The 12,289-nt window shown below is 35.3% G+C and carries 11 protein-coding genes; 3 read left to right on the top strand and 8 right to left on the bottom strand.

All coding sequences use genetic code 11. From position 1 onward, the window contains the following. Positions 1-177 precede the first annotated feature (177 nt). The 4 genes from dnaK to QNJ66_RS12490 all read right to left on the bottom strand — a co-directional run bounded on the left by dnaK (position 178) and on the right by QNJ66_RS12490 (position 4,383). Entirely contained in the window at positions 178-2,097 is a 1,920-nt protein-coding gene (gene dnaK, locus QNJ66_RS12505) for a molecular chaperone DnaK (protein WP_300507215.1), read from the bottom strand. A gap of 277 nt (positions 2,098-2,374) precedes the next feature. Further along, on the bottom strand, positions 2,375-3,259 hold the full coding sequence (locus QNJ66_RS12500) for a tetratricopeptide repeat protein (protein WP_300507213.1): 885 nt from the start codon (positions 3,257-3,259) through the stop codon (positions 2,375-2,377). 127 nt (positions 3,260-3,386) lie between these two features. Then, entirely contained in the window at positions 3,387-4,046 is a 660-nt protein-coding gene (locus QNJ66_RS12495) for a ComF family protein (protein ID WP_300507211.1), read from the bottom strand. Between the two features lie 85 nt (positions 4,047-4,131). After that, positions 4,132-4,383: a hypothetical protein gene (locus tag QNJ66_RS12490; protein WP_300507208.1), complete on the bottom strand. Its 252-nt coding sequence runs from the start codon at positions 4,381-4,383 to the stop codon at positions 4,132-4,134. A gap of 159 nt (positions 4,384-4,542) precedes the next feature. On the opposite strand from QNJ66_RS12490, the gene QNJ66_RS12485 reads away from it, so the two are divergent. Next, positions 4,543-4,785 carry a type II toxin-antitoxin system HicB family antitoxin gene (locus QNJ66_RS12485; RefSeq protein WP_300507206.1) on the top strand — a complete coding sequence of 81 codons (243 nt, stop codon included), beginning with the start codon at positions 4,543-4,545 and terminating at the stop codon, positions 4,783-4,785. Between the two features lie 214 nt (positions 4,786-4,999). On the opposite strand, the gene QNJ66_RS12480 is transcribed toward QNJ66_RS12485, so the two are convergent. Further along, positions 5,000-9,028 (bottom strand): TIR domain-containing protein, encoded by a 4,029-nt coding sequence (locus QNJ66_RS12480; protein ID WP_300507203.1) that lies wholly within the window; start codon positions 9,026-9,028, stop codon positions 5,000-5,002. Between the two features lie 438 nt (positions 9,029-9,466). Here QNJ66_RS12480 and QNJ66_RS12475 point away from each other — a divergent pair, with 438 nt between their 5' ends. After that, positions 9,467-10,231 (top strand): superoxide dismutase, encoded by a 765-nt coding sequence (locus QNJ66_RS12475; RefSeq protein ID WP_300507200.1) that lies wholly within the window; start codon positions 9,467-9,469, stop codon positions 10,229-10,231. Between the two features lie 99 nt (positions 10,232-10,330). Here QNJ66_RS12475 and QNJ66_RS12470 read toward each other — a convergent pair whose 3' ends face one another. The 3 genes from QNJ66_RS12470 to QNJ66_RS12460 all read right to left on the bottom strand — a co-directional run bounded on the left by QNJ66_RS12470 (position 10,331) and on the right by QNJ66_RS12460 (position 11,515). Then, positions 10,331-10,807, bottom strand: a complete 477-nt coding sequence (locus QNJ66_RS12470) for a hypothetical protein (RefSeq protein ID WP_300507196.1) — start codon at positions 10,805-10,807, stop codon at positions 10,331-10,333. Between the two features lie 90 nt (positions 10,808-10,897). Beyond that, a complete protein-coding gene (locus tag QNJ66_RS12465; RefSeq protein ID WP_300507193.1) occupies positions 10,898-11,287 on the bottom strand; it encodes a type II toxin-antitoxin system VapC family toxin in 390 nt (129 codons plus the stop codon). Between the two features lie 6 nt (positions 11,288-11,293). Then, positions 11,294-11,515: a hypothetical protein gene (locus tag QNJ66_RS12460; protein ID WP_300507192.1), complete on the bottom strand. Its 222-nt coding sequence runs from the start codon at positions 11,513-11,515 to the stop codon at positions 11,294-11,296. 344 nt (positions 11,516-11,859) lie between these two features. Between QNJ66_RS12460 and QNJ66_RS12455 the strand changes: the two genes are divergently transcribed. Further along, positions 11,860-12,288 (top strand): hypothetical protein, encoded by a 429-nt coding sequence (locus tag QNJ66_RS12455; protein ID WP_300507189.1) that lies wholly within the window; start codon positions 11,860-11,862, stop codon positions 12,286-12,288. Position 12,289: the final 1 nt, after the last annotated feature.

The following is a 12,289-nucleotide window of genomic DNA, read 5'->3' as shown; positions in this document are numbered from 1 at the left end:
TATCTCTTTTGTGTCCATGTATGGACACAAAAGAGATGTAGGCTAAAAGCCTTTATAGATAGGGTTTTCAGTCAAAAGTAGTATATATATATGGGGGGAAGTTCAGGTATAATTAAACAGACAAAAAAAAGAAGCATCTTTAATTAAGATGCTCCTCAAAACTAGACTAAATAATTATTATTTAGGGTCAGACTCAGAAAATTCTGCGTCAATGACATCATCGCCACCGCCAGAAGTTCCGCCACCAGGAGGGGTTCCAGTATCAGCACCAGGGGCCCCTTCAGGTGCGCCACCGGCTTGCTGATAGACGCTGCTACCAATACTGTAGAGAACTTGTTGTAACTCTTCGGTTAAGGACTTGATCTTATCGTCATCATCTTGGGCGATCGCTTCTTTGAGGTCTTTGATCAACCCTTCAGCTTTGGTTTTATCAGCTTCAGGAACCTTATCCCCTAACTCAGTCAGTTGTTTTTCAGCTTGATACACTAAGGAGTCAGCTTGGTTCTTACGGTCGATTTTTTCCCGACGTTCCTTATCTTCACTAGCGTTAGCTTCCGCTTCTTGAACCATGCGGTCAACTTCGTTATCGGGTAAGGTTGAAGCCCCAGTAATACTAATAGACTGTTCTTTACCGGTACCTTTATCCTTAGCAGTCACATTGAGGATACCGTTAGCATCGATATCAAAGGTAACTTCAATTTGAGGTATTCCACGGGGTGCAAAAGGAATACCATCTAAGCGGAATAACCCTAAGTCTTTGTTATCTTTGGCCATTTCCCGTTCCCCTTGGAGAACATGAATTTCTACATTGCTTTGATTATCAACTGCTGTAGAGAAGACCTCAGATTTTTTGGTGGGAATGGTGGTGTTACGGGGAATAATTTTGGTCATGACACCGCCCAAGGTTTCTACACCGAGGGATAGGGGAGTTACGTCCAAGAGAAGGATATCTTTAACTTCACCGGCTAAGACACCCCCTTGAATAGCTGCACCCATAGCGACCACTTCATCGGGGTTAACCCCTTTGTTGGGTTCTTTGTTGAGGATTTTTTGGACTAATTCTTGTACGGCAGGAATACGGGTGGAACCTCCAACCAGTACCACTTCATCGATATTGCTGTTGCTGAGTTTAGCATCCTTCATAGCTTTTTCTACGGGGATGCGACTGCGATCGATGAGATCGGAACAGAGTTCTTCAAATTGGGCCCTTGTTAAAGTGGTGTCGAGGTGTTTGGGACCTTCTTGGGTAGCGGTGATGAAGGGAAGGTTAATCTCGCTTTGGGTGACGCTAGAAAGCTCAATTTTGGCTTTTTCGGCTGCCTCGGTCAAGCGTTGTAATGCTTGTTTATCTTTGCGTAGATCAATTCCTTCATTTTTTTGGAATTCGCCGGCGAGAAAATCGACAATTTTTTTATCAAAGTCGTCTCCTCCTAAGTGGGTGTCTCCAGAGGTGGCTAATACTTCAAAAACACCGTCCCCTACTTCGAGAATGGATACGTCGAAGGTTCCACCCCCTAAGTCAAATACGAGGATGGTTTCGTTACTTTTTTTATCTAACCCGTAGGCCAAAGAAGCGGCGGTGGGTTCGTTAATAATACGTTTTACTTCAATTCCAGCGATTTTTCCCGCGTCTTTTGTAGCTTGACGCTGAGAGTCGTTAAAATAAGCAGGAACGGTGATGACGGCCTCGGTAACGGTTTCTCCAAGGTATTTACTAGCGTCTTCAATTAATTTACGCAGAACCTGGGCGGAGATTTCTTCGGCGGCAAATTGTTTACCTTGGGCCGGACAATCTAATTTAACGTTGGCGTTGCTATCTCTTAGGACTTTATATGATACTTCTGTTGCTTCGTTGGTCACTTCTTCGTGTTTACGACCAATGAAGCGTTTAACTGAATAAAAAGTATTATCGGGGTTCATTACACCTTGACGCTTAGCAATCTGTCCGACTAAGCGATCGCCGTTTTTGGCGTAAGCGACCACAGAAGGGGTGGTTCTAAACCCTTCTGCGTTAGCGATAACGGTGGGTTTTCCCCCTTCCATTACTGCTACACATGAGTTGGTGGTTCCTAAATCAATACCGACAACTTTTCCCATATCCTAGACTCCGTAATTACTATATGACTTACTCAATGCTGTTAATCAGCCTAAGTATTAATAATGGGTTTTTTTGAGTGTTTATGACTCATATCTATAGTGACGGGATCGGTGTTCTCTCGGGTAGTGTAGTTTTCCGAACCTAGAAATGACGGTTTGATGGTTGAGTTAACAATGAACAGTGAACAGTGAACAGTTAGCAGTTAACAGTGACGGTCAAATAATGAATAAGTCGAATGTAGAATAAGCAGAAAAATTTATTCTACATTCTACATTTTTAAATTTCTGCTTTCTGTAATTGTTGAATGGTATTCAAGGATTTTTCGGCACGATCTGTGTTACCTTGTTGTCTAAATAATTGTGCTGCTTTTATGAGATCGGCGATACCTTTTTCTTGTTCTTCTAGTTTAAATTGAGTTACTCCTCGGTTATGATAAGCATCGGCAAAATTGAGATTAAATTGAATGGCTTTACTATAGTCTTCAACCGCTTGTAAGGATTTACCTAAACGATTATAAGCTAAACCACGATTATAATAAGCTTTAGGGTTATTGGGACTAATAATAATGGCTTGATTATAGTCTAAGATTGCTGCTTCGTGCATTTCTAAATCATCTTTTGCATTACCTCGATAAATATAAAAGTCTCCATATTTGGATTCTAATTCAATGGCTTTTGAACAATCTGCAATAGCTTGCCCATGATTTTTTAGTTGATAATAAGCATAACAACGATTTCCATAAGCATAGGCAAAATCAGGGTTTAATTCTATGGCTTTATCATAATCTTTAATTGATTCTTCAAACTGCTCTAAAAGTAGGTAAGAATAACCCCGATTATAATAAGTATCTGCATCGGTTTGGTCGAGTTTTATGGACTCAGAAAAAGCTGCGATCGCTCCTTGATAGTTCCTGGCTTCGATTTCATCAAAACCTTTGTTATACCAGTCTTTAGCTGTTAATAATGGGGTTTCTTCTGAATCTTCTAAAATGTTTTCTTGAGGTATTTCTGGGTTTTCTTGAGCGAAACTCTCTGCAAAATTTAAAGCGATATTTCCCAAGGAAAAACAACTGCCAATCAGTAAGGTAATATATATTTTTTTTGGTTTAATCATGGGTTTAAAATTAGGTAAAACAGTTAATATTTTTTTATTAGTATTCACCTGAACCTGACTTATAGCATTACAAAAAATTGTTAGGACACATATATTTTTGTTTTAGGGAACAGGGAATAGGGAAACAGGCAACAGAAATAAATAAAATGTCCTAACTTTAATGCGTAGGGATATATTATAGATGACGGGGCGTAGAAACGGCAAGCACCCCTAACACTTTAATTCCTTTATTGCGTAAAATTCTAGCAGCTTCTTTAACTGTTGTTCCTGTGGTATAAATATCATCAACTAATAAAACTGGTCTGGATAAGGAATTATTTTCTAGAGATTTTCCTAGTTTAAATGCTCCTTTTATATTGTTTTCTTTTTCTTCAAAATTCAACCTAAACATTGCTTTGGTTTGACGTATTCTTATTAAACCTTGTGTATTTAAAGGATATTTCGTTACTTGACAAAATCCTCTTGCTATGATGTCTGCTTGATTAAATCCTCTGATTTTTTCTTTGCTTTTATGGAGAGGAATGGGAATAATTAAAGGTTTTATTTTAGTATTAATTAAAGAGTATTTTTGCCAACTTTCTGCTAATAAAAAGCCTAAAAGTTCTCCAATTTGAGGATTTTTATCGTATTTTAAAGCTGCGATCGCCTGTTTTAATTTACCGTCGTATTCTCCCCAAACAAATAAGGGTAAGTCTCCTTGCCAAAATTTTTTAGGTTCTTTTAATTGACAACTTTTAAGTTGTTTCTGACAATAATTACAAATTTCTTCGGTGGTTGCTCTTTCACATAGAGGACAATTTGGCTGGAGAAAAATTGAGAGAATATTCTTTAACATAATCAATTGATACAGTTATCAGTTATCAGTTACCAGTGATCAGTAAGCAGTTTTGTTTACAATTTACGGATCACTGTTAACTATTTTAACTATTAACTGGAACTTCAGGATAAAGTCCTAATTCTTTTGCTAATTGACGGGCAACATGAATTAAAAATTTAGCACCATCGGGGTTATTTTCGTGGGCCATCATAGTAGAAACTTGGACTAAAGATTCTATAAAACCTTGATCCAATAATTCACTATTTTCGGTTAATAATTTGGGTTCTTCTCCATTGGGACAACGCATTAATTGATCGATTAAATTAAAATATTGTTCTCGACGAGATTCTGTCATGGTGTCTCCTTAAAATATGAGGGATAAGAGTTGCAATGTAGTGTGTGCTTTACATTCTAGTGCTAAGTTTTCGGTTTCTTGGATAATTCTTAAGCTTTTTTTTGTATTTTTTATGTCAAAATACTATCATAGATATTAGCTTTCATTAGTTTTAATTCCATGTTAACTAAATATATTGCTACAGCAATGGAAAAAGCAAAGTACGAATTGCTTGAGGATGGAACTTTCTATGGAGAAATTGCTGAATGTGAGGGGGTTTGGGGTAATGGTAATACCTTAGAAGGTTGTCGAGAAGATTTACAAGATGCCCTTGAAGGTTGGATTATTTTAGGGTTTCGTTTAGGCCATTCTTTTCCTATTCTTGATGGGATTGATCTAAATTTAAGCCAAAAGGTAGCCTAATGCCACCATTGAAGCCAATAAAATGCAGAGAACTTGTTTTTTATTTAATTTCACCTCGATCAATTTGCAATTTTGTAATTCATAATAAACTGAAATATCAATAATTTGTTGGTATTTTTCTAGTTTATCCATTGAATAATTTCCTCAAGGGTTATTCTTTGCAAAAGGGTATTTTCCATCAATTAGACACATAATCTGTTTATCTAATGGTGAACTATTTCTCCTCACCTATCCCATCACATAATTTTCTCTCTTCCTCCTTAAGATTAGGATGATGCTCTAAATAATTTCTGAGCCAATCACAAGTATATTCTGAGAGACTATCTAAATCTAGCCCTGCATCCAAATTCCAAAGATTAACTGTATTATCCTTACTAACTGAAGCAAGTGTCTTGCCATCAGGGCTAAAAGCTAATGTTTTCACATCATCGTCATGACCATAAAAAGTTTTATGCAAGGTGCCATCTCTGTTCCATAATTTCACCGTTTTATCATAACCGACTGTTCCTATTAGCTCACCATTGGGACTGAAAGCGACCGCACTCACTATACGATCATGGGCTTGAAATGTTTTTATTTCGATGCCATCTCTGTTGAAGAGTTTGACTGTCCCGTTGGCAACTGCTACAGCAATTATTTGCTTGTTTCGGTTTTGCTCAGGACTGAAAGCGACTCCAAAAACGCGATGATCATGTTCTAAAATCGTTCTATTGAAAGAGCCGTCTCTGTTCCAGAGTTTTACTGTTCCATCATCACTTCCTGAAGCAAACACTTCACCATCAGAACTAAAACTGACTTCCCAAATTCTCCCATTATGTCCCTCAACAGTTTTCTGTAAGGTACGATCTCGTCCCCAGATTTTAATCTTCCCTTTAATATCCCCAAGAACAAATATTTGACTATTCGGGCTAAAACTCACGGCCAGAACTTCTTGTTGGGTCACTTCCCCTATATGCCCTTCTAAAAGAAATGAAGAGGAACCATCAGCGAGAGAAACTCTCACACTTCTATCCCCAGCAGCTGAGACAATCAACTTGCCATCAGGACTAAACTTTAAGATACTAATTGGTCCATAGTGCTTTTGTTTAGTTTCGAGTTTCATGCCATCCTTGTCCCAAAAAGTTGCATGACCATGTCCTCTAGTGGTAGCCAGTTTCTGGCTATCAGGGCTAAAACTTACCGTGTGAACTTCATCTAAAGTATGGTTTAAACGTGTCAAAGGCGTACCTGGTAGTTGCCAGAGTTTCACCGTACCATCATCACCTGCCGATGCGAGAACCTTACCATCCCTACTAAATCCTACAGCCCTCACTACATTTTGATGTCCTTCAAACGTTTTTAGCAAAGTACCTTTGCGGTTCCAGAGTTTAACTGTTCCATCATTACTCGCTGTAGCAATCATCTGACTGTCAGGGCTAATACTAACACCCCAAACCTCTGCTTGATGTCCTTTAAGAGTTTTTAGCAAGCTACCATCTAGATTCCAGAGTTTAACTGTTTTGTCATTACTCGCCGTAGCAATGATCTCTCCGTCACTGCTGAAATCTAACCCATTAACTGATTCGGAATGTCCTTGTAATTTTTTAGACAAAGTCCCATCTAAATTCCACAGTTTAACCTCACTGTCCCAACTTGCCGTAGCAATTATCCGACTATCGGGACTGAATTTGATTTCGGTTATCATTCTGTTAGAGGCTTGAAAGGTTTTATGTAAAGTTCCATCATTATTCAATACAAAGACTTTTCCATGCTCATTGTACTGAGCTAACATCTTGCCATCAGGGCTAAAAGAAAATACGGGAAGTAAATACTTTTCTTTAAGTGTTTGGTAAAGATTGCCATCTGACTGCTCTAATATAGCGTCGACTTCCTTCCAAGTATATTTTTGCTTCAGTTTGCCATCTAAATGCCATAGGGATATTCCCCGAGTATCCTGAGTAATAATCATCTCACTGTCTACAATGGACTGAAAATCGACTGTGTGAACTGGCAACCCATCTGTTTCCAATCGGTTGAATTCTCGCGTTGTATAAACTACTTTTGGTATCGCTTGTCTAAGATTTTTGAGTTCTTCATGGGGTTTGAATAACTTCAACAGTCCACTATTGAGTAACTTTACTATCTTTAAATAGTCTAGCAATGCTTCTATGTCTTGATTGGATTGCCTGTTCAGTTGTGTCGATTGTCTCAAAGCCTCAATCTGAGATATTGTCGCTTTCCGCCACTGAAAACCTGCAAAGATGCTGAATGAAGTAAGGAGGAAAAACGCAGCAACAACTGCTATCGTCTCATTTCTTTTACGTTGTTTTTTCTCTTTTAACAGGCGATCGCTTAATTCCTGACTCGCCCCAATAAACTGTTGTTGTAACTCAGTGGCAGCAGGTTGTTTATTATTTTTTTGTGCCTCAGATAACCAATTTTTGGCAATATTTAACTCACTACCGCGCAACAATAAGGCTTCATCTTGCTCCATTTGCTGCCACTTTAATGCTTTTTGTGACCATTCTGTATGACTTCTAACATGATCTCTATCTGTGTCTAATGTCCTCACTAACTCGTTAAAATTAGCTGCAAATTCCCCTCCATGTTGATTAAAATTCAGCCATTCTATACTTTTTAAAGTGGGATGTAATTTTTGTTTATCCTTAGCGGATAAAGGACGATGCAAAATAGTAACAAAGCGTTTCCCCAATTTTTGAGCATATTCCACTTCATCGGCACAATATGGGGAATTAATGGACTTAGGAGAAATAATAAATAAGAAGTGATCAGAACTTTCAATGCCTCGATAAATTTCTTGTTGAAAGTCGGTTCCTGTGGCAATATTTTCTTGATCAAACCAAGTTGTTTTCCCTAATTCTTGTAAGCGATCGTTTAATTTTCGGGCTAGGTCTGAGTCTGTCCGAGAATAAGAAATAAAGACTTCTAAGGATGCTTTTTCTGGTTGCTTTAAACTGGCATTAATAAATTTTTCTTGTAAGGGTATGGAAGGATGTTCATTTCTTATTTGTGCTGTTTTTAACCAAGCCTCAAAGTGTTGTAAGTTATAACCTCGCAGTAATAAACTTGAGTTATAATTTTGTCGTTGCCATTTTAAGGCTTTGACTAACAAGCTTTTATGTTTTTCATAATAATGAGAATCTTGTTTTAATTCTTTCAATAATTGAGTAATGCTTTCTTGATATTTTTCTTCTTGTTGATATGCTGTAAAATCTATAAATTGTAATTCTCTCACCTGAGAAGGAATTGAGTCTAACTCTATTTCTTGGATTAATAAGGGAATAATTCGTTTATTATTGGCAAAAGCATGGGCTAATTCTTGTTGACAATATTCCGATTCTATACTATGTGGAGAAATTAAATAAACAAAGTTATCTGCTTCTTCTACTCCTTGATTAATGGCTTCTTGAAAAGTAATTCCTGTTTTTATATCTGTCTTATTTGTCCAAACTGTTAAACTTTCTCGCATTAAGCTTTTACGGATCTTCTCTTTAATGTCCTCATCTTGTTCTGCATAAGCTAAGAAAACATCTGTCATTAAATTATTAGCATTTTTAATACTTTCGCTAATAAATTCACAGTGAATATCACTGGGAGTACAAGGGGGTAATTCTTCAAATTTTTTCAATAACCAATTTGTTGCTTTTTTTCTTTCTTCTCCTACTAATAAATAATTAGTTTGCTGTTGATTTATTGTCCATTCTAAACCTTGTATTAAATAGTTTGTATGTTGTTCTACGTAATCTTTATTTTCGTGAATTGTTGCTACTAACTTTTTTAATTTACTGTCAAAAATATCTTCATTTTCTCCAAAATTAAGAGAGTTTATTTTACATATAATCTCGTGCATCTTGGGATTACCATAAGTTAAATGGAGTCCCTTAGCTTGATGTTTTTGCCAGTCTTTTTCTGTTTTATTCGGGTTTCTTTGTTGATAAATTTCTTGAGTAATTCTTTCTACGTGAAGTAAAGGAATAATGCGTTTATTATATTTAACAGCAAGATTAATTTCTTTGAGACAATATTCAGAATTAACGGAATGAGGTGCTATTATAAAAATAAAATTGTGTGCTTTTTCTATACCATCATTAATTTGTTCTTGAAAGTCCACAGCTAAGGGAATATCATTTTGATCAAACCAAACTTTAAACCCCTTTGCTGTTAATTGTTCATAAATTTTTGTGGCAAAAGCTTTACTATCTGCACGTCCATAAGAAATAAAAGCATCAAACGTTTTTTCCATTTTGCTCTTTGATTATCAAAAATTTTAATAGTTATATAGCCTAGCATAAATTAGAATAAAATGCCATCTAATAGTACTTTAAAAATTAATGATTATAGTATAGCACTACGCATTATGGTTAGAACCTTAAAGAGATTCCTCGTACCTCGGAATGACAGCTAAAGTATAAAGAAAATCCTAACTAATTTTTGACTGCTATATCAATTAATAACTTGAGTTCTTATCATCTTAGTATTCCCAAATTAAGAAAAATAATTATCATTATTCATTAATTAATTAAATATCTACAATTTTCTCAATAGATTTAACAGGTTTGGGAAATAATGTATTCGCTACTTAGTTATAATCTCTGTTGTTCAATGTTAATATGTCGCCTAATTTAGTAATTAAAATAGCTGATATTTGCTCAAATTCACGATAATCAAAAAGAGGTTTTGTATGAGAATTAGCAACAGGTTTAATTTCTTATTTTTTGGCATTGCAATTCTAATTTGCTGTCTTTGGGGTAACTTCAATAATTCCACAGTTTACTCAGCCGTTCCATCCTATACTACTAGAGTTAGTCAAATAGCCCAAGCTCCTAATGGAGAATTTATTCAAGCTCCTTTACCTTATGATTACAATGCTTTAGAGCCTTTTATCGATGCTAAAACTATGGAAATTCACTATACTGGGCATCATGGAGGATATCTCAAAAAGTTCAAAAAAACCATAGAAGAACACCCCGAATTAAAAGGAAAAACCCTCGAACAAATACTAGGAAATATTGATAATATGCCCTCAGATATTCGCACTTCAATTCGTAATAATGGTGGTGGTCATTACAACCATACTGTATTCTGGGCTATTATGACTCCTAATGGTGGTGGTGAACCCAATGGGGAATTTGCTAAAGCTATTAATGATTCTTTTGGTAGTTTTGAGGAGTTTAAGGAACAATTTAAAGCTGAAGCTTTTAAACGTTTTGGTAGTGGTTGGGTTTGGTTAGTTAGAGATAAAAATGGTCGTCTAGAAATTACTAATTCAGCAGGACAAGATAACCCTATTATGGAAGGAAAATATCCCATTTTAGGTACTGATGTGTGGGAACACGCTTATTATCTTAAATATAACAATGCTCGAGGAAGCTATGTGGATGCTTGGTGGAATACCATCAATTGGGATGAAGTCAACGCCCGTTTTAAAGAGTCACAAACTGTTTAATATTAAACAGCTTACACAATTTTCATTCACTTAGATTATAGATGCTTACATTGTAGGGGTTAACGGCCGTTAACCCCTACTTTTTGAAATTTATATTATTTAGTCATCATCTTCATCGGGGTCTTTTGTTAATACTTCAAATACTGTTGTAGCACAAGATTCCCGATTTTCATCAATTATTTGAACTCGTTCTGTAATTAGTTTTGCTGCTTCAATTTCACCCATTTTTGCTAAGATATAACCTTGAGAAGCATAAGCATTAAGATAAAGTCTTATGCTTTCTTCTTTTTGACGTTCCTTTAAAATAGGTTGTAGTTGTTCCCATTCTAAAGGTAAATTTTCTTTTTCTTGGATAATACTTAAGACTTTTTTGGCAATTTTTAGGGCAAGTTCTGGCTTATTTTTGTAGAAAAAGAAACGATACGCACCTACCAAAACATCAATATTATCCCCTGCTTTTTCTAATGCTTGGTTAATATATTGTTCAGATAAACTGCTATCTTCCCAGTTATCTGTTGCTAATACTAATAACTCTTTCACTTCTTCTGAAGCATCATACCAAGAAAGTTGATTCATAATATTAAGCGGTATCATTTATATATATTATCTTCTAAGATCGGAGAATTGTCTGAAATTTTAAAAAGAATTAAAGCATTAGAGATGGCACTAAATCCAGTTTTCTATTTTTAGATCGGGAATTCTTTCAAACTCTCGGACATTATTGGTAACTAAAATGTAATTTTTACTTTGACAATGTGCTGCAATCAACATATCCATGTTACCAATAGGAGTCCCTTTTGCTTCTAAATAATTACGAATTTTGCTATAGTATTGCACTGCTGTTTCTTCCCATTGTAAAACTTGCAAGCGTGAGATAAAATCATCTAAAATCGCTTGATTTTTACTTTTAGCATTAGATTTATGTACACCATATTGTAATTCAGCTACAGTCATCACAGAAAGATATAAATCTTCAGAAGAAATAGTTTGAAAACGACTCAATACTTTGGGTGGACGCTTTTTAATGATATAAATACAAATGTTAGTATCTAACATATACATTTAGAATAACTCCTCTCTAGTTTGAGGAGGTAAATCAATTCTTTTTTCCATAAAATCTTCCGAGGGTAAAGGAGTTGTCTCAAAAAAGTCTTTCCAGGTAGAAGATAATACTATTAACTCTTGTTTTTCTACTTCATTAAGAATTATTTGAGCAATTCTTTCTTGTTCAGATTCAGGTAACTGCTCAAGTTTTGTCATCACTTTATTTAGAGATTCAATCATAGTTTTCTTTCTTTAAGTTAATTCTCTTATTATACCAGTTCCCATACTTGTGAGGTACAAATGATATAAATACAAATGTTAGTATCTAACATATACATTTAGGCTCTAAATATATTATATATTCTCAGATAGGATAATTCTCTGAAATTTTCAATAGAATTAAAGTAATTAAATAATTCATAATATTGTTGGGTTTCGTTCCTTAACCCAACCTACAATGTTGATGCACTGCTACAGTTATCTAACATATATATTGAGAATAACTATGCTCACAAAAATACTCACTGGGCCAAGAAATAATCAAATAAGATATAATAATCAATATATTAATTTATGAAATGCTCATGGTAGAACCAGTATCTTTAACTGTTTTAGCTACATCTATTGTCGGGTTTGTTTTTACAACTGCTTCAACAACAGTGGTTGAAAAAGCAACGGAAGCAACCCTTAAAAAGATTAATACATTAGGAAATATGGTTAGGGGAAGATTAAAGTCTAACCCACAAGTTTTAACTGAGTTAGAGAAAGGGTCAGATGAGGATAAAGATTTAGAAACCATTCGATTTTATTTAGAAAGCGAACTGAGACAAAATAAAGACTTTAGAGAAGAAGTTAAACGTCTCTATGATGAGATTAATCAAGCATTAAACAATGAAGGAAAAGATGCTAATATTACGAACTTTTATGGTAAAAATTCCTTCCAAGCAAATCATAATCAAGGAACAATCAAAAACTATAATGCAGAAACTATGACTGTTAATGAAAAAGAATAAT

The organism is Crocosphaera sp. (assembly GCF_030064895.1).
In the GTDB taxonomy this organism is placed as follows: Bacteria; Cyanobacteriota; Cyanobacteriia; order Cyanobacteriales; family Microcystaceae; genus Crocosphaera.
Note: the sequence above shows the minus strand (reverse complement) of the source record. Positions and strands in the feature narration are given on the sequence as shown.